This window comes from Bradyrhizobium sp. HKCCYLRH3099, assembly GCF_051167855.1.
Lineage (GTDB): Bacteria > Pseudomonadota > Alphaproteobacteria > Rhizobiales > Xanthobacteraceae > Bradyrhizobium.
Genome location: NZ_JBNPTW010000005.1, coordinates 315,878 through 333,376 on the forward strand (window position 1 = coordinate 315,878; position 17,499 = coordinate 333,376).

At 63.2% G+C, this 17,499-nt stretch carries 15 protein-coding genes; 9 read left to right on the forward strand and 6 right to left on the reverse strand.

Annotated features, from left to right (window positions below; all coding sequences use genetic code 11):
* The first annotated feature begins 83 nt into the window (after positions 1 to 83).
* Both ACQR1Y_RS14030 and ACQR1Y_RS14035 read left to right on the forward strand, forming a co-directional pair.
* Positions 84 to 875: a hypothetical protein gene (locus ACQR1Y_RS14030; RefSeq protein ID WP_434876856.1), complete on the forward strand. Its 792-nt coding sequence runs from the start codon at positions 84 to 86 to the stop codon at positions 873 to 875.
* The gene (locus ACQR1Y_RS14035) at positions 868 to 4,113 is read left to right on the forward strand and encodes a DEAD/DEAH box helicase (protein WP_434876857.1); all 3,246 of its coding nucleotides are present in this window, start codon (positions 868 to 870) and stop codon (positions 4,111 to 4,113) included. The genes ACQR1Y_RS14030 and ACQR1Y_RS14035 overlap by 8 nt, the downstream gene beginning before the upstream one ends.
* Before the next feature lie 830 nt (positions 4,114 to 4,943).
* On the opposite strand, the gene ACQR1Y_RS14040 is transcribed toward ACQR1Y_RS14035, so the two are convergent.
* Positions 4,944 to 6,965 (reverse strand): adenylate/guanylate cyclase domain-containing protein, encoded by a 2,022-nt coding sequence (locus tag ACQR1Y_RS14040; protein ID WP_434876910.1) that lies wholly within the window; start codon positions 6,963 to 6,965, stop codon positions 4,944 to 4,946.
* Between the two features lie 392 nt (positions 6,966 to 7,357).
* Here ACQR1Y_RS14040 and ACQR1Y_RS14045 point away from each other — a divergent pair, with 392 nt between their 5' ends.
* Genes ACQR1Y_RS14045 through ACQR1Y_RS14060 form a run of 4 tightly spaced genes read left to right on the forward strand, consistent with a single transcriptional unit; the run spans position 7,358 to position 9,876 of the window.
* On the forward strand, positions 7,358 to 7,663 hold the full coding sequence (locus ACQR1Y_RS14045) for a BufA1 family periplasmic bufferin-type metallophore (protein WP_434831343.1): 306 nt from the start codon (positions 7,358 to 7,360) through the stop codon (positions 7,661 to 7,663).
* 32 nt (positions 7,664 to 7,695) lie between these two features.
* Positions 7,696 to 8,601 (forward strand): MNIO family bufferin maturase, encoded by a 906-nt coding sequence (gene bufB / locus ACQR1Y_RS14050; protein ID WP_434876858.1) that lies wholly within the window; start codon positions 7,696 to 7,698, stop codon positions 8,599 to 8,601.
* Positions 8,591 to 9,370 carry an HvfC/BufC N-terminal domain-containing protein gene (locus ACQR1Y_RS14055; RefSeq protein WP_434876859.1) on the forward strand — a complete coding sequence of 260 codons (780 nt, stop codon included), beginning with the start codon at positions 8,591 to 8,593 and terminating at the stop codon, positions 9,368 to 9,370. The genes bufB and ACQR1Y_RS14055 overlap by 11 nt, the downstream gene beginning before the upstream one ends.
* Entirely contained in the window at positions 9,370 to 9,876 is a 507-nt protein-coding gene (locus ACQR1Y_RS14060) for a DoxX family protein (protein WP_434876860.1), read from the forward strand. The genes ACQR1Y_RS14055 and ACQR1Y_RS14060 overlap by 1 nt, the downstream gene beginning before the upstream one ends.
* Before the next feature lie 54 nt (positions 9,877 to 9,930).
* Here ACQR1Y_RS14060 and ACQR1Y_RS14065 read toward each other — a convergent pair whose 3' ends face one another.
* Positions 9,931 to 11,073, reverse strand: coding sequence for a patatin-like phospholipase family protein (locus ACQR1Y_RS14065; protein WP_434876861.1), 1,143 nt, complete (start codon positions 11,071 to 11,073; stop codon positions 9,931 to 9,933).
* 49 nt (positions 11,074 to 11,122) lie between these two features.
* Positions 11,123 to 11,947, reverse strand: a complete 825-nt coding sequence (locus ACQR1Y_RS14070; protein WP_434876862.1) for a 3-hydroxybutyrate dehydrogenase — start codon at positions 11,945 to 11,947, stop codon at positions 11,123 to 11,125.
* 178 nt (positions 11,948 to 12,125) lie between these two features.
* On the opposite strand from ACQR1Y_RS14070, the gene ACQR1Y_RS14075 reads away from it, so the two are divergent.
* On the forward strand, positions 12,126 to 13,013 hold the full coding sequence (locus tag ACQR1Y_RS14075) for a LysR family transcriptional regulator (RefSeq protein WP_434876863.1): 888 nt from the start codon (positions 12,126 to 12,128) through the stop codon (positions 13,011 to 13,013).
* 9 nt (positions 13,014 to 13,022) lie between these two features.
* Here the strand turns inward: ACQR1Y_RS14075 and ACQR1Y_RS14080 are convergent, their stop codons facing one another.
* Positions 13,023 to 13,730, reverse strand: a complete 708-nt coding sequence (locus tag ACQR1Y_RS14080) for a peroxiredoxin-like family protein (protein ID WP_434876864.1) — start codon at positions 13,728 to 13,730, stop codon at positions 13,023 to 13,025.
* A gap of 290 nt (positions 13,731 to 14,020) precedes the next feature.
* On the opposite strand from ACQR1Y_RS14080, the gene ACQR1Y_RS14085 reads away from it, so the two are divergent.
* Both ACQR1Y_RS14085 and ACQR1Y_RS14090 read left to right on the forward strand, forming a co-directional pair.
* The gene (locus ACQR1Y_RS14085) at positions 14,021 to 14,503 is read left to right on the forward strand and encodes a cupin domain-containing protein (RefSeq protein WP_434876865.1); all 483 of its coding nucleotides are present in this window, start codon (positions 14,021 to 14,023) and stop codon (positions 14,501 to 14,503) included.
* A 114-nt stretch (positions 14,504 to 14,617) separates the two neighbouring features.
* Positions 14,618 to 15,823 (forward strand): MFS transporter, encoded by a 1,206-nt coding sequence (locus ACQR1Y_RS14090; RefSeq protein ID WP_434876911.1) that lies wholly within the window; start codon positions 14,618 to 14,620, stop codon positions 15,821 to 15,823.
* A gap of 116 nt (positions 15,824 to 15,939) precedes the next feature.
* Here the strand turns inward: ACQR1Y_RS14090 and ACQR1Y_RS14095 are convergent, their stop codons facing one another.
* Both ACQR1Y_RS14095 and ACQR1Y_RS14100 read right to left on the reverse strand, forming a co-directional pair.
* Positions 15,940 to 16,788 carry an alpha/beta fold hydrolase gene (locus ACQR1Y_RS14095; RefSeq protein ID WP_434876866.1) on the reverse strand — a complete coding sequence of 283 codons (849 nt, stop codon included), beginning with the start codon at positions 16,786 to 16,788 and terminating at the stop codon, positions 15,940 to 15,942.
* Positions 16,789 to 16,875: 87 nt separating this feature from the next.
* Positions 16,876 to 17,427 (reverse strand): carboxymuconolactone decarboxylase family protein, encoded by a 552-nt coding sequence (locus tag ACQR1Y_RS14100; protein WP_434876867.1) that lies wholly within the window; start codon positions 17,425 to 17,427, stop codon positions 16,876 to 16,878.
* Positions 17,428 to 17,499: the final 72 nt, after the last annotated feature.

Genomic DNA, 17,499 nt, shown 5'->3' on the forward strand with positions numbered 1-17,499 from the left:
ATCCCAATAGAATTATGCCGATTTTACACTTGTAGTTGAACAATCTCCCGTCATGTCCTACTGGTCTAGTAGGAGATTTCGGGATGCCGATCAAATTTAGCCTCATTGGCGGTAAGCACGATTGCACAGGTGGCAGTTGGACAATCACAGACGACGACGCTTTGGCAGAGCTGATTGCCAGGGTTGCTCTTGGTCAAAGCCGATATGTACGACGAGTACTTAGGGAAACCGGGTTTGCCGTTCCCGATGCCAAGGAAACGGAATTAGCCGGCGCGCTAAAGCTGCTCACATCCACAGACCCAAAAGCCCCGTGGCATCGTGATGGCTGGATGTTTCAGGTCATCTCCTGGATCGCAGCACGTCTGCAAAATCCGCAAGGTCTTATCGCGCCCCCTCATATGATCCATGCTCACAAGGGATTTGACGGCCTTCATGTAACTGTCGATCCAAAAACTAGCCAAGTGACGTCGGTAGTGATCTGCGAAGAGAAGGCGACCGAAAACGCGCGTAAAATGGTGCGCGATCGTATCTGGAAAGAGTTCCAGGAAATGCAGAATGGCACACGCGATAACGAACTGGCGGCAGAAGTCACGAGACTTTTGGAGACAGCAAAAGGCGTCGACGTTGACGCAGCGGTGGAAACCATTGTCTGGAAAAATGCTCGCTACTATCGCATCGCAATTACGATCGATGAAGAGCATAAGGGAACCGACGGTTATCGGAAGCTCTTCGACGGGTATGACGTCGTGGTAGCTGGGGACGTCGCCCGACGTCGCGGAGAAGTGCTGTATTTGAGCGATATGCGAGCGTGGATGGCTAAGCTCGCGCAACGTGCCGCTAAGAAGGCGAACGCGATGGTGGCGGTCCATGTATGACGCAGAAACCGCTCAACTGATTCGGACCGCTCCGCCACTTGATGGGTTGAACCGAGAGCGGCTTCCTGAGCAGCTTTCAGAGGCGTTTGCGCTCGTTGCTGCGGCACGCTTCCGGCTGCGAGAGAGCGGGATCGGCGGCGAGCCAGAAATCGTCGCGCTAGTTAGAGAGATGCAGCGACTGGCAGTTACGAATGAAATCTTGGTCGCGGTCTCGCCAGACCGCGATGACCGAGCCGCTGCAGCATTCGTTGCCGGATCGGCGCATCAGCTCTGTTTCAACGCAAGGCGCATCGGCACGGACGGCCAAGCGAGCGGAACTTACCTGGACGCAAATGGTATCTCCTCTGACATCGCGGCTATGTTGCTCTTTCTTGTTGCAGAAGCCACAGCAGATGCGAGCGAAGTTGCAAGCCAAATGACAGTGGAGGCGGCTCAACCGGTTGAGCTAGCGCTAATCAATTCTCTTAAAATGCTGGCGCGAGGAGAACTCGGAGCTATCGCTGCGTCTACGCTACCGCCGAAGGATGCGGTTACCGCAGACACTACACCCCAAGTGGCAACGCTGGCGCTCTACTATAAACTGCTAACGGGTGTGCGTGTTTTCGCGCTTCAGCTTCTACAAGGCGAAGAGGAGGGGCAGGCTAGAGAGTTGTTTCGTTCGGTCTTGCGATTGAGCTCTTCATCCAAGTCTGCTGGAGAGGTTTGGCTGGGTGATGAGATTGGGGCGTTTTCCGGCCCTCATCATTTGGCCTCCCTTCTGCTCGCAGTCTCAGGGGACTTGTCAGATAGCGCTGTAACGGGCGTTTCACCTCCATCTGGAGTCGACGGGAAGAAATGGCTCAATGCGATGCGGCGGATCGCGCGCAAGCGACCTTATCTATGGAGGAATCACCGCGACGCTATCGAGCAGGGGTACTTGGAGTCGGAAAACTCTGCTGCTGTGAGCTTCCCTACGGGCGCAGGTAAATCAACCCTTTCCGAGTTGAAGATTTGCGCCACGCTGCTTCGAGACAAGAAAGTGATTTTTCTTGCGCCAACAAACGCTTTGGTCGGTCAAACAACGGTAGGTCTTAGAAGGACGTTTAGGCGGACCAAGATTGAACAGGAGCGTTTTGATGAGGTCGGCTTCTTAAGCGATGATGTTGAGCTGCCGGAAATTTTTGTGATGACACCTGAGTCTTGTTTGGCTCAAATGAGCATCGAGCCGACGGTTTTTGCTGACGTCGGCTTGCTCATTTTCGACGAGTGCCATCTGTTACACCCTGAAGAAGGCAAGGGGAGGCGAGCTCTCGATGCAATGCTGTGTTTGCTAAATTTCGCCACTCTAGTGCCCGACGCCAACTTTCTTCTGCTCTCCGCAATGATGAAAAACACGAAGGAGATTGCCGATTGGATTAAAGAAGTTACTGGCCGAAATTGCATTCCGCTGTCGCTTCCATGGAAGCCCACGAGACAGCTACGTGGAAGTGTCGTTTATCCGCAGAAGGACGTCAAAAGGCTAGGTGACCTATTGATTGGCATGGGCCGTGCTCGAAAGACGAAAGCGCCATCGACCGAGGACAAACAGAAGCTCCAGACCGTTCCCATGGGCTTGTTTAGCCTCAAGCAGACGTGGGCTACTCGCGATATTGAAGATTACGCGCTCCTTGGTCTGATCGATAAGGCTATTAATCTTTCCGCCAGCAAGTGGTGGAAGTTGACCCCTAACTCCGGATTGGTGTCATCTGAGATCGCGTCGGCTGCCGCCATGGCGGGTGTGAAAACGTTGGTGTTTTTCCAAACCATTCCAAATGCGGTAAGCGCAAAAAACAGAATAATGAAGCGATTTAGCGAAACTGGAATTGATCTGAATGAAGATGAGCGGCGGCTTTTTGAAGTGGCCGAGCTGGAGGTCGGTGGCGCGCCTCATATGTTTGTTGATGTTCGTGACGGAAGGTTGACGTCTCCGTGCGTCGTTCACCATGGCTTGTTGTTGCCAGAGGAGAGGCTCTTGTGTGAGTCTCTTTACCAGCGGCCGGATGGGCCGATGATTATGGCGGCAACCTCGACCGTTTCGCAGGGTATGAATTTTCCAAGCGAGTTGGTGATCATTGCCGAAGATAGTCGCTTTGATGAGGCGAAAGATCGTCGTGAGGTTTTGCAGGCTCAAGAGTTGCTGAATGCGGCTGGAAGGGCCGGTCGTGCTGGTCAGAATGCGAATGGGATTGTCTTGGTGATTCCTGGAAAGGTGGTTGGCATCGACGTGGAGAATGCCACCATCGGAGCGCATTGGACTAAGCTTCAGAAGGTGTTCGGGCAGTCCGATCAGTGCTTAGAAATCGATGACCCGCTAACTGCAGTGCTTGATCGTGTGCATGCTGCTGTAGCAGACAAAAGAGACGTCGATCGTTACGTAATTACTCGATTATCCACGGTCGGTCTGGAGGAGGCTGTCAAAAAGTCATTGTCTGGCTTTCGAGCGCGCGGACGCGGCGACCAACAGTGGATTGAAACGCGGCTGGTGTCTGCAGTGGCCTTCCATAAAAAGGAGGGGCCGGAGACGGAAGAAAATCTTGTAGACCATCAGGTGTCATCTACGTTGGGTATCGCATTTCCTGTGATGCATCGTCTGTCGAAAGATTTCGTCGGAGCGCCGAATTATCAGACGGTCGCTGATTGGCTCAAGTGGTTCTTTCACTGGATGGAAGTCAATGGTGATCTCTTTTCTCAGATTTTCCGTCCGGAAACCATTGACGACCTATTTGGTAAGAAAATTTCCTCACTCAAATTGGGCGAGCAGAAATGCGCGTTGGCATTGCCATATCTGAAGCGGCTTACGGAGCTATGGATCGGAGGACATCCGTTAACCGATCTTGAGAAGGCGCTCGGTACGCCTGTTACAAAACTGAAGACGTGTCTGGGTGCGCGGAAATTTGTGATCCGCGTATTGCCGGAGCTGAGCTATCTATTCGGCGTTCCGTCTCTGCTCAAGCAGCGTCAGGGTGCGGCAGAGGGTAAGGAGGTGAGATTGAGCCCCGCGCTGATGAAATTGGGCGCGTGCGTTCGATATGGCTATGCGACTTATGAGCACGCAGCCCTCGCATATTATCTCAGATCGGATAAATTGTCGAGGAGACAAGTTCATGTCCGCTTTTCGAATCTAAAACCGCGGTTGCGTGCGTCCCGGCAGGATGAGTCTTGGGATGATGTGGTAAACCGAGTTACCGCGGCTGCGCTCGCCGAGGAATTTGGCAGTTGATAGCTTTAGTTGGCGGTTGTCCTTGTTGTCGGCATGAGGGTCACGCCCGGAGTTTATTGTCTCGAAAGTGCCGTGCCTCATATGTCTGGCCTTGCCCGACGGGCAATCCTCGCATACCCCGCATGCCCCGACTGCCCGTCGTGCCAGTTTGTCGCGCACTTGTCCCTTGTCACGTCGGGCAAATCACCTGCACAGTCTCGCGCATCCCGGCTCGCTGAAGAGGGACGTTTCGCGATCGTCATGAAGCGTCGAGCCGGAGAGGCGACGGGCGCGTTGCTCTGCAGCCGGGTGTCACAGCCCGTGCCGACGAACGGAGCGAGGCGACGGCGAAGTGGCGTGGTCCTGGTCTCCCGACGCTGAGACCAAGCCGGTGGTGATGATGATCCGCTGGTGACGGGGGCAAGACAGCCGGTCCCCGGGGAGAGCGCCTATAAGCCGCAAGACCGTCGCGCAGGGAAGGCCGGATATTGGGCTGAACCTGTGGTTCTGCCGCGTGCTTATTTGCTGCACGCGGACCGCGGGTATCAGTCGATACCCGGTCTTCCCTGCGCCTCTTCTTTGTTAGGAGAGGTCGACCGATCGCACAACTCGGGCGCATGCGGCCGCGAGACGGCTCAGCCGTGCCTGCTGTTTGACACGTGGAGAAAGCTGGCCGTGACGATGTCCCGTGCCGGCGTTGGGCGAGGGCGCCGAACGATGATGAGGCCATCTTGCTCCGAGGGAAACGCCGGAAGGCTCCTGCGGCAAGACGCGACCGTTAGTCTTAGCGACAATTGTCGAGCCGGGTGCCAACGCTGATGAGCTCTGGTCGTGTTCGGGGGAAGCTGACGTCATTTCTCGGTCAGGGCTGCTACAGGCTGCCAGGCGGTGTCGCCGGCATCGGCGAGCATGCGCCTGCTGCGCTCCAGCATCACGGTCGCGGGGCCGTCGTGGGGACGGTCCATCAGCACCTGCGCAAATCCGGCCACGGCGCCGGGGAAGTCGCGAACGCGATAGCGCGCCAGAGCGCGCTCATAGATGACGATCCAATTCGGACGCAGGCCGGCCGGTGCATCGGCTGCGGGCGCGACCAGCTCATAGGCCGCCAATCCCTGCTCGCGGCCATAGACGCCGATGCGGTCGACCTCGCGGACGATGATCGATCGGCCGACGCTGTTCGCGGTGGCCTCTCCCATCAGCGCCGTCGTCCCGTAGGCCTTGTTGGCACCTTCCAGCCGGCTGGCGACATTCACGGCGTCGCCGATCACGGTGTAGTTCAGCCGCAGCTCGGAGCCGATATTGCCGACCAGCATGCGGCCGGTGTTGATGCCGATCCGGATCCGGAGCGCCTGTCCGAGATCGTCGACGAGGCCGGCCTCGGCGATAGCGCGCTGGCAGGCGAGCGCCGCGAGACAACATCGCAAGGCGTGATCGGACTGCGGCTGTGGCGCGCCCCAGAAGGCCATCACGGCGTCGCCGATGAACTTGTCGATGGTGCCGCCATGCGCGACGACGACCTCGGACACCAGGTCGAGATAGCGCGACAGCAGCCCGACGATGCCGTCGCCCATGCGCTCCGACATTCCGGTGAACCCGGCGATGTCGATGAACATCACGGTGAGCTCCTGCAGCGTTCCGCCGGGCTTCGCCTCGACGCCCTGGCGCAGCAGTCCGCGCACCAGATCGGTCGGGATGAACTTGCGGAACGCCGACAGGCCCGACGCCATTTCGGCGATGGCGCCCGACAGGCTGCCGATCTCGCGCAGCCGCGACGGATGGCGGCGCACCGCTTCGAGCGCGAACGCCTCGACGTGGCGCAATTCGCCGACGACGCGCGCGAGCGGGACGGCGATCATGGAGCGCACCAGGATCGCCGAGGCGATGGCCGCGAGCGCGGCGCCCGCCACCAGCATAAGGATCAGCCGGTGCAGGGTGGCCTGCACGGGTCCGAGAAACTCGGCTTCGGGGAGCACCGTCACCAGCCGCCAGCCCGGGAACGGCAGCGGCGTCACCGTGGTCTCATAGGCCTCGGCCGCATCGACGAGACGGCTGCGCCAGGCCTCGTCCATCTTCTGCGCGATCGCCATACCAACCGCCTGACGCGCCAGAGGCAGCAGCGCCGGCTGCTCAGCCCGCGCGGGGTTGATCTCGTCAGCCTTCGCGTCGGGCGACGCCACCAGCGCACCGCTGCCGTCGAAGATGAAGGCGGCCCCGGTGCGGCCGACCTCCAGCTGGGCAAGGAAGCGCGACAGCCGCGTATACTCGATGATGATCGCGAGCACGCCCTGCCGTTCCTGGTACACGTCGATCGGCCCGGCGAACGCAATCGCCGCGCGCTCGCCGGTCGGATGCTCCGCGATCTTGAACCAGGTCGGACCGTCGGCCGCGATCGCGGCCTTGAACCAGGCCTGGTCGGTGACGCGGAAGCCGGTCGGCACGAAGCGGCGGCTGGCGAATTCGATGTCACCGGGCACGACATCATACTCATCGATGCGGCGTTCGCCCGCATGATCGGTCAGCGAGATTTCCATCATCTCCAGCCGGCGATCCCCGAGCTTGTGCGCGGCGAAGAACGAGCCGTCGGGCCAGCCGAACGCCGCCCAGGAGATCGTCGGATGCGACTGCAGCTGCGAGAGAAACACGAACTCGCGCTTGTCGGCCTCGCGGGTCTCGAGCACGTTCTGCAGAAACAGGGTGCGGATCGCGGTGTGCGCCGCATGTGCCTGGTCGACGATCGATGCCACCTCCTTGCGGACGGCGGCGACGATCTGGTCGTTGATGGTCGAGGCCAGCTGGCGGCTGGTCGCATCGGCCGTGCGCCACCACACCAGGCTGCACGCGACCGCGGTGAGCAGGATGGCGGCCAGCACCATCGCCGAGACCACCACGCGAATGCTGACGGTAACTCCGTAGGCGGTGGACCGAGCGTTCCGATGCGACGTGTGCGGAGCCATCGTCCATCCTCCATGCCCGGCCGACATGCCTTGATCGCCTTACGTCCCGACGGCTCCGCTCGTTACGTCAGGTCTTTGCACGCCATGCGCCGAGCAGGCCAATTCGCATTGGCTAACGCGGCCATAGACACAAGGCATTGGCGCGCGGCCATCGGCTCCGGACTAATTCGTCCCGGCGCAGCACGACGCGGGCGCATGTCGAATGTCTCACGGACCTGTGATCGGGACTGCTGCTAACGGCGGTTCCGATCGCTCCGAAGGAGACAGTGCAATTCGCCGGTCCGGGCGAAGCAAACCGAGAGGAGACTTGAATGTCCACCAAGACCACCATCACCTCGCTCGCGCTGGCGGGCGCCGTCTCGACCGCACTCGCCACGCTCGCCGCCGCCGGGCCGCTGACGAAGGCCGAGGTCGATGCCGCCGTCGCTGCGAAGAAGGAGAAATGCTTCGGCGTCGCCTTGAAGGGCCAGAACGACTGCGCCGCGGGCCCGGGCACGACCTGCCAGGGGACGTCCACGACCGACTACCAGGGTAACGCCTGGAAGTTCGTTGCCGGCGGCACCTGCGCCAACATCGAGCTGCCCAACGGCAAGCGCGGATCGCTGAAGCCGATCTGAGCTGGTGACCAACAGGGGCAGGGGAGAACAGCATGACAGATGCGGTCGCGTTGCGGAAATCTATCCCGATGCCCCTGTGCTTCCCTCCGCCGCTCGGGGGAGTGGCAGGAACCTGCTTCAAGCATGAGCATCTCCCCGCCATCCTCGGAGAGCCGCCGCAGCGCGGCTTCTTCGAGGTCCATGCCGAGAACTACATGGGCGCCGGCGGCCCGCCGCACCGTGCGCTGGAGCGTGTCCGCCGCGATCATGCGCTGTCGCTGCACGGTGTCTGCATGTCGATCGGCGGTCCTTCGCCCATCGACCGCGATCATCTGGCCCGGTTTCGCGCGCTCGTCGCGCGTTATCAGCCGACGCTCGTCTCCGAGCACCTGGCATGGTCGACACACGCCACGAGCTTCTTCAACGACCTGCTGCCGCTGCCCTACACCGCGGCAACGCTGGCGCGGGTCTGCGACCATGTCGACGAGGTCCAGGAGGCGATCCGGCGGCCGATCCTGCTGGAGAATCCCGCCACCTACGTCACCTTCGCTGACTCCACGATCAGCGAAACCGATTTCCTTCGCAGCGTGGCGCAACGCACCGGCTGCGGCCTGCTGCTCGACGTCAACAATGTCTTCGTCTCCGCGACCAATCACGGCTTTGCGGCACTGGACTATTTGAATGATTTTCCGCTCGCGATGGTCGGCGAGATCCACCTCGCCGGCTATGCCGAGCAGCGCGACGACGATGGCGATGTGCTGCTGATCGACAGCCATGACGGACCGGTGGCGGATGCCGTCTGGAAGCTGTTCGAGCTCGTCATCGCCCGGAGCGGACCGCTGCCGACCCTGGTCGAGTGGGACAGCAACATCCCGGAATGGCAGGTGCTCAAGGCCGAGGCGGCCGCAGCGCAGTGCATTCTCGATCGAGCCGCCGAGAGCACGCGCCATGCAGCCTGACGCATCGTTCGACTACGCAGGGGCGTTTGCCGTGGGCCTGCTCGCGCCGACCGCGGCGGTGCCGGACGGCGTCACCGGGCCTGGCGGCAGGCCGGCGGGCCGCCGCTATGACGTGTACCGCAACAACGTCACCGTAAGTTTGATCAATGCGCTGGCTGCGATCTATCCGGCGGTGCAGCGGATCACGGGCGAGGCGTTCTTTCGCGAGATGGCGCGCAGTCATCTGCGGCAGACCCCGCCGACATCACCGCTGCTGTTCGCATATGGCCGCGACTTTCCGCGCTTCATCGAGACATATTCGCATGCGGCGGAGCTGCCGTGGCTCGCCGACGTCGCCCGGATCGAGCGCGCCTGGCTGGACGCCTATCATGCCGCCGACGCCGCGCCGCTGGCGCCCGCAGCGCTGTCGATGATCCCGCCGGACCAACTCGCCGACGCCGTCTTCATGCCGCATCCCTCCACGCGGCTCGTCCGCTCGACCTTTGCCGCCGTCACGATCTTTGCCGCGAACAGGACGGCCGAGCCGACAGGACGCATCGATGCGTCGAGTGCCGAGGACGCCCTCGTGGTCCGTCCGGAATTCGACGTCGAGGTCCGGCGGCTGCCGCCCGGCGGCGCGATCTTCGTCGCCAGCCTGATCGACGGCCGGCCGCTCGGCGAGGCTGCTGCGCTGGCCTTCGAGGCCGATCCGCGGTTCGACCCCGCCGCCAACATCGCAGGCCTGATCGAGGCCGGCGCCTTCACATCCGTCACGTCGGGACATCCATGATGACTACAGAGCAGCGGTTTGCAGCCGGTTCGAACCTTCCGTCACTCGGCGCGCTCGCCGATCGAGCGAAGCAGCTCGTGCAGATGATCGCACCGCCTTCGGTGGCGCAATTGGTGCTGCGGGTCGCGCTCGCCGTGCCGTTCTGGCGATCGGGAATTCTGAAATGGGACGGTTTCCTGAAGCTGAGCGACACTGCCGTGACCCTGTTCACCGACGAGTTCATGCTGCACCTGCCGGGCGGCCCCTATCATTTTCCGGCGCCAGGCGTGATGGCCTTCATGTCCGGCTGCGGCGAGGTCACGTTTCCGGTGCTGCTCGTGCTCGGTCTGGGGACGCGGTTCGCGGCACTCGGCCTGCTGTTCATGACCGCGATCGTCGAGCTCACCGTGCCCGACGGCTGGCCGCTGCACATCACCTGGGCGGCCATGGCGCTTGCGCTCATGGCCCATGGCGGCGGGCGCGTCTCGCTCGATCATCTCGTCTGCGCGTGGCGCAGCCGATCCTGATCGAAGCCAGGGTGGCGCTGCTCTTTGCCGTCGCGATGGCGCATGGCGGAGTCGTTACTCCGCCGCGATCGGCATCGCGTCCATGTGCTCGTGCAGGACCACGCCCGAGAGCGCGTCGAACTCGCCGACCCACGGCTTCCGCTGCAGGACGGATCTGGTATGGGCATAGCCGGCGTCCCAGCGCTGCATGATGCCAGAGGGACTGAAGTCGATGTCCTTGGTATGAGTCTCGTGGTCGAGCTGCGGCGCGAGCAGGCGGACCACATGCATCCGCGTCGAACAGCCGTAGCTCACGAGCTCGCGGACAGCCGGATCGTTGCGTTCGCCCTCCGGCAGACGCGCCGCGAGCTGATTGATGACATGGCGGAGGCGGTGCGCCTGCTGCTGCCGCGCAATCTGGCTCACGATGCGGCTGGAGTATTGCACGTCCTTGTGCCGGTTCAGCACCTCGGCCATCGTCGTCGGCTCGGCGCCGACCGGATTCCAGAGATGGACGGCGAAGATCAACGAATTCCTGCGCGGATTGTCGTCGAACACGGCTTCGGTCGGCGTGTTCGAGAGAATGCCGCCGTCCCAGTACAGCTCGCCGTCGATGCGGATGGCGGGGAATGCCGGCGGCAGAGCGCCCGAGGCCATGATGTGCTTCACCGTCAGCTCGCCGTCGCGGCTGTCGAAATAGCGCATCTGGCTGCTGCGGACATGCGCCGCGCCGACGGTCAGGCGAGGCGCGCAGCGATTCAGCAGATCGACATCGACCAGATCGGTCAATGTCGTCTCCAGCGGGGCCGTCGAATAGAAGCCGGCATTGTCGGCGCCGAGCGGATAGGAGAAGCCGGCATGGGCGAGCGGGTTGGGACGAAAGAAGCCGGGAATGCCGCTGGTGATCGTCGACCAGTAGGACAGGCGTTCGTTGAACCCCGGAAAAGCGGAACGCAGAGTCCAGACAGGATTTTGCTCCATTCGCTTCCAGAATTCACGCAGCCGCGACAGCCGTTTGTCCGGCGCATTGCCGGCGATCAGGCTGGCATTGATGGCGCCGATCGAGGTGCCGATGATCCAGTCCGGCTCGATGCCTGCTTCATGCAGCGCCTGGTAGACGCCGGCCTGATACGAGCCGAGGGCACCGCCGCCCTGCAGAACCAGTACGGTCTGGCTCGGCTCGTCGTTGACCGCGTTTGCAGCGTGTACGGCTTTCATGTGCAGCTCCCTCGCCATGTCTGATTAGGTTCTGAGGCCATGGGACGTCTCAATGCGCCGTCCATCCGCCGTCGACCGGCAACGCTATTCCGGTGATCGAGGCCGCAGCCGTGCTCGACAGGAACGCGGCGACGCTGCCGATTTCATCGACCGTCGCGAAGCGCTTGTTCGGCTGCTGGGCCAGCAGCACGTCGCGGATCACCTGGTCGCGCGAGATGCCGTGGGCCTTGGCCTGTCCGTCGATCTGCGCCTCGACCAGCGGCGTGGAGACATAGCCGGGACAGATCGCGTTGCAGGTGATGCCCGCTTCGGCCGTCTCCAGCGCCGTCACCTTGGTCAGGCCGAGGATGCCGTGCTTGGCCGCGACATAAGCTGCCTTGAACGGCGAGCCGACCAGGCCATGAGCCGAGGCGACGTTGATGATCCGGCCGAAGCCGTTCCGGCGCATCGCCGGCAGCGCCAGGCGCGTGGTGTGAAACGCCGACGACAGGTTGATCGCGAGGATCTGGTCCCATTTCTGCGGCGGGAATTGTTCGAGCGGCGCGACATGCTGGATGCCGGCATTGTTGACGAGAATGTCCAGCCGGCCGGAGCGGGCGATGGTCGTTTCGATCATCTCGGCGATGGAGTCGGGGCTCGTCATGTCGGCCGGGGAGTAGGTCACTTCGACTCCGCATGCGGCCGCGATCTGCTCCCGGGTCGTTTCGATCTCCGTCGCATCGCCAAATCCGTTCAGCACGATGTCGGCGCCGGCCTCGGCCAGCGCGCGTGCGATGCCGAGCCCGATGCCGCTGGTCGAGCCGGTGACCAGCGCCACCCTGCTGGCCAAGCTGCCGGTGGTAACCGGTGACGGCATTTGCGCAGTAACGTTCATGGCCGATCCCTCGTAGATGTCGGGGTGTCCGATGTCGCTCACAGTCTGAGGGGCCGCCGGATGAAACGGAAATACTGCATGGCTTCCGAAACGATACGCGAGCGCTATTGCGGCCCGGATGTCCTTCAGCCCGGTTTTTGCTATTCAGTCACGAGACACAGGAGCAGGGAGGCGATCGATGGAAATGCACCAGGTCCGCTACTTCCTCGCCGTCGCACGGCTGCTCAATTTCACGAGGGCCGCCGAGGAGTGCAACGTCACGCAGCCCTCGCTGACGCGCGCGATCAAGCAGCTCGAGGCGGAGCTCGGCGGCGACCTGTTTCGGCGCGAACGGCCGTGCGCCCAGCTGACCGAGCTTGGCCAGCGCATGCACCCACTGCTGCAACAGTGCTATGAGGCCGCGCTCGGCGCCCGGTCGCTGGCGTCCTCGTTCAAGAGCGGCGAGGTCGGGGCGCTGCGGATCGCGCTCACGCATTCGATCGACCTGGCGTTGCTGATCCCGCATCTCGAACAGATCAAGCGGCAGTTCAACCGGCTGGAGTTTCGCTTCCTTCGCGGCGACAGCCGCGAGGTCGCGGACTATCTGAAGAAGGGCGAGGCCGAACTCGGTCTTGCTGCCGAGATCGACGAGAGCTGGGATCGGCTCGATGTCTGGCCGCTGTTCACCGAGCATTTCGAACTCGTCGTGCGGACGGATCATCCTCTCGCCGGCCGCAACCCGGTCGAGATCGATGATCTACGGGCCGAGCAGCTGTTGAGCCGGACCTATTGCGAGCACCGCAACCGGATTTCCGACAGTCTGCGCGAGCACGGCCTCGACATCGACCGCAGCCATGAGATCAGCTCGGAGCGCGACCTCATCGAGCTCGTCCAGGCCGACATCGGCGTTGCGATGATGCCCCACACCTCGCTGGTGCCGGATACGCTGAAGCGCACCGCGATCGCCGGTCTCGATGCACGGCGGACCGTGAACCTCTACGGCGTCGCGGGCCGCCAGCGCACGGCCGTGGCCTCGGCCGTCATGCGGATGCTTCGCGGCGCCGACTGGCGCAGCATTGCGGGCTGAGACGAGCGCTCAGCTCGCCCGGCTCAGCGCCGCGACGAGGTCCTCGACATCCATGCGCCGGCGGAAATCGGGATCGACGAAGCGCGACGCCACCACGCCGTCGCGGCCGACCACGAACACGGCGGGGATCGGGAGCATCCAGCCATCATTGCCGTGAAACCTCGCGAGGTCCTGGTGCGACAGCAATTGCTGGATCTCGTGGCCGAGCCAGATCGCGAGGTTCAGCGACAGCGCATAGCCGTTGTCGAGATCGGTCAGCACCGGAAAGCCCGCGCCGCAATCGGCCTTGAACCTGGCCGTATACTCCTGGGTCTCCGGCATGATGGCGACCAGCTGTGCGCCGATGGCTGCGATCCGCGGCTGGGCCTCGATCACGGCGCGGACGTTGAGCCGGCAATATGGACACCAATGGCCGCGAAAGAACATCACCGCCACCGGCCCCTGGGCCAGCAGGGATGAGAGCGCCACGAGCCGCCCGTGCTCATCGGGCAGGATGAAAGGCGGCATGGCTTCGCCGGGCCTTGGCGCATTGGCGCCGCCGCCGTTCTCTCCGAGCCGCTCGACCAGCCGATCCACGGCAGCGGCATAGGCGGGGAAGATCTCCCGCCCTGCGTCGGCATAGGCGCGCAGCTGTTCGTTCAGAGGGCCATCCATCTCGCGGCAGCGCTCAAACGCGAGCTTGAGCCGTTCGGCATCGGCGGGAGAGAGAGCGGTCATGGTCGGCTCCGGCAAGAGCAGCAGAATAGGGCGGCCGCGCCGTTCCTGAAAGGGCGCCGACGCGCTCCGTGCGGCAAACCACGTTAGCGATCGACGTCGGCGGTCGGAAATGCCGATGTCCAATCAGTTCGATAGCCGCTGCCAATCGCGAAGCGCTCCGTGCGACGCGTTCGTCCCGATACGGATAGCTCCACGCTATCGTTCCGGAAGACACTCGGCATTTCAGAAAGACTCGGCCCGCGATGACAATGCCGTCACTGCTCTCGATCCACTAACAGAGGATATTCCTAATGGACCACCGTTTCCGCCTTTCCCGCGCATTGTCGCTCGGCCTCGCCGTCTTCGGCGCGGCCGTCCTGATCGCGCAGCCCTCGTTGGCCGGCGAATGTCCGGCGGACAAGATGAAGCCGAATGCGCGCACCATGGTCGATGATAAGCCCGTCGGCGTGACCGATGTGACGCTGGGATCGATCGATCTGGAGAAGCAGCCCGCCAACATCAAGGGCCGCGAACTGCGTTTCCGCAAGCTGACCATCGAGCCCGGCGGCATCGTGCCCTGGCACAGCCATGACGACCGGCCGGCGCTGATTTTCGTGCAGCAGGGCGAAATCGTCGAATACGCCTCCAACTGCGTCGATCCGATCGTGCACAAGGCGGGCGACATCCGCCCCGAAGTGCATGGCACCTCGCACTGGTGGAAGAACCTCGGCACGGAGACCGTCATTCTCTATGTCGGCGACGTGCGCCGCGATCCGCACGATCACAACATGTGACGACCAGGACGCAACGCGTTCGTCTCGGCGAACGGCCTCGTTGCCCGATGTGACGTCCCGGCACCGCGTGAGGGGCGTCACATTGTCCCCTTCGTTCAAGGAGCGCCTCCCATGATGACGGACATGTCCGCGGCACCGATGACGCGAGCTGCAATCGCTGTAGTCGGCCATCCGCCCAACGCCGTACGGCGCTCGCTCATCATCGGGTTGAGCGCCTTTCTCACCGTGGTCGATCTGTTCGCGACCCAGGCGATCCTGCCGGCGCTGACGCGCCATTACGGCGTGACGCCCGCGGCGATGGGCTTTGCCGTCAACGCCTGCACCATCGGCATGGCCATCGCGAGTTTCGTCGTCGGCATGTTCAGCCCTTGGATCAACCGCCGCGCCGGCATTCTGCTGAGCCTCATCCTGCTTGCCGTGCCCACCAGCCTGCTGGCGGTGGCCCCGGGTCTGATGACCTTCACGGCGCTGCGTGTCATGCAGGGTCTGTGCATGGCCTCCGCCTTTGCGCTGACGCTGGCCCATCTCGGCGAGCAATGCAGCACAGCCGATGCCGGCAGCGCCTTTGCGGCCTACATCACCGGCAATGTCGCGAGCAATCTGATCGGCCGCCTGATTGCTGCGGCGGCGGTCGATCACCTCGGGCTGGCCTGGAACTTCCTGCTGTTCGCCGCGCTCAACCTGGCCGGCGCCGTGCTGGTGTCTGCGACGATCCACGGCGTTGCGCCGATCAGCGAGGCCAAGCCCGGCGAAAGCCCCTGGAGGGCTCTCGCTGCACATTGGCGCCATCCGCGCCTGCGCGCGGCGTTCGCGATCGGCTTCTGCATCCTGTTTGCGTTCATCGGCACATTCACCTTTGTCAACTTCGTCTTGGTGCAGCCGCCGCTCGCGCTCGGCATGATGACGCTCGGTGTCGTCTACTTCGTGTTCGCGCCCTCGGTGGTCACGACACTGCTGGCGGGCCCGGTCGCGACCCGGCTCGGCACCCGCGTCACGCTTTGGGCGGCGCTGGCCCTGGCCGCGTCCGGCCTGCCGCTGTTGCTCACGGCGCACCTCGCCCTCGTGCTGGCCGGCATGGTGCTGGTGGCCGTCGGCACCTTCTTCGCGCAGGCGGCCGTGACCGGCTTCGTCGGGCGAGCAGCGAGCAAGAATCGCGGCATCGCCAGCGGCAGCTATCTCGCCTGCTATTTCTTCGGTGGCCTCGCGGGCAGCGCGCTGCTCGGCCAGCTGTTCGACCGGCACGGCTGGACCGCCTGCGTCGCCGGAATAGCGCTTGCGCTCGGCGTGGCCGCCGCGCTGGTGTCTTGGCTCAAGGAGTAGCTGGACCTGCGATCCCAAGCTATTGCCGGGTGAGGACCCCCGCCTCGCATCCTGTGTCGTTCGGGCAGAAGCGGGAGTCCAGGCGTTCGGATCGGACTGACTTGGCGCGGACGATCTCAGCCGAAGCTCGCCTTGATCTCGGCGGCGACCGTGGCGGCGTTCTCGTCGAGGACGAAATGGCCGGCATCGAGCCAGACGAGGCGGGCGTCGGGCAGGTCGGCGAGATAGGCCTCGGCACCGGCGGGAACGAAGAATGGATCGTTCTTGCCCCAGACGATCAACGTCTTCGGGCGATGGGTGCGGAAGGCCTGGTGCCAGCTGTCGTACAGCGCGACATTGGTCTTGTAGTCCTCGAGCAGGTTCAGATGCGCCGCATCATGGCCGGGTCGGTCGAGCAGCGCCTGATCATGCGTCCAATTGTCGGGGCTGATGGCCTCCACATTGCGCGCGCCGACCTGATACTGATAATTCGTCGTCTCGGCGGCAAGCAGCCTGCGGGCGGGGGCCTCACTGGCCGCATCGCGCTTCTCCCACAGCGGCAGGAAGACCTGCGCCGGCATCTCGCCGACGCCTGCCATATAGGCATTGGTGTTCTGGATCACGAAGCCGGTGACGGCCTTGGGGTTGCGCGCGAACAGCCGGAAGCCGACAGGGCCGCCATAGTCCTGCATGTAGAGGATGTAGGAGCTCAGTCCGAGCTTCTCGATCAGCCCGGCGACATGTGCGGTCAAATTCTCGAAGCTGTAGTCGAACGCGGCAACCGATGGCGCATCCGACTGGCCGAAGCCGATGTAGTCGGGAGCGATCACGTGAAACCGGTCCGCCAGCAGCGGGATCAGGTCTCGGAACATGAAGCTGCTGGTGGGAAAGCCGTGCAGCAGGATGATGGTCGGATGTGTCGGATCGCCGGCTTCGCGATAGAACACCTGGCGATCATGGACGGTGGCGAACTTGTAGAGAGTCACGGGGGAAGCTCCGATGAAGGGGTGACAGGCGCTTGGCGCGTGAGGACAGCCGGGACCGTCCTCACGCCTTTGGGGGGCCCTTCGGGGTCAGGCGGCCTTGCTGGCTTCGACGACCGGGAAGTCGATCTCGGTCTTGAACACTTCGTTGAAGAAGTTGGTCCAGCTGTTGAGAGCGACGTGCTGCACAATCTCGATGACCTCTGCGTCGGTGTAGCCCGCGAGCTTCACGGCGGCGAAATCGGCATCGGTGACATGACCACGATTGTGCGCGACCAGGGCGGCGAAGCGAACGGCGGCGTCGGCCTTGGGGTCGTTGGACGCGCCGTTGCGGTTGGCGGTGATCTCCGCGTCGTCCAGCCCGGCGAGGTTGCGGCCGAGATAGGTGTGGGCCGAGAGGCAGTAGCTGCAGCCGTTGATTTCAGCCACCGCCAGGGCGATCCGTTCACGCGTCGCGGCGGGCAGCGAGCCCTTGCCGAGCGCGCCGGACCAAGCGAGATAGCCTGAGAGCGCCTGCGGGCTGAGCGCGATGGCGCGGAACATGTTCGGCGTGCTGCCGAGCTGCTTGGCGACGCCTTCAAGCAGCGGACGCGAGGCTTCGGGCGCGTCGGCGATGGTGGCGGGGGTCGGGATGCGGGTCATCTGGTGGTCCTTTCGTGGCAGCCGTGCTGGCTGATGACCCCCATCTACGTTCTTCCATTTTTGAGCAGTAGA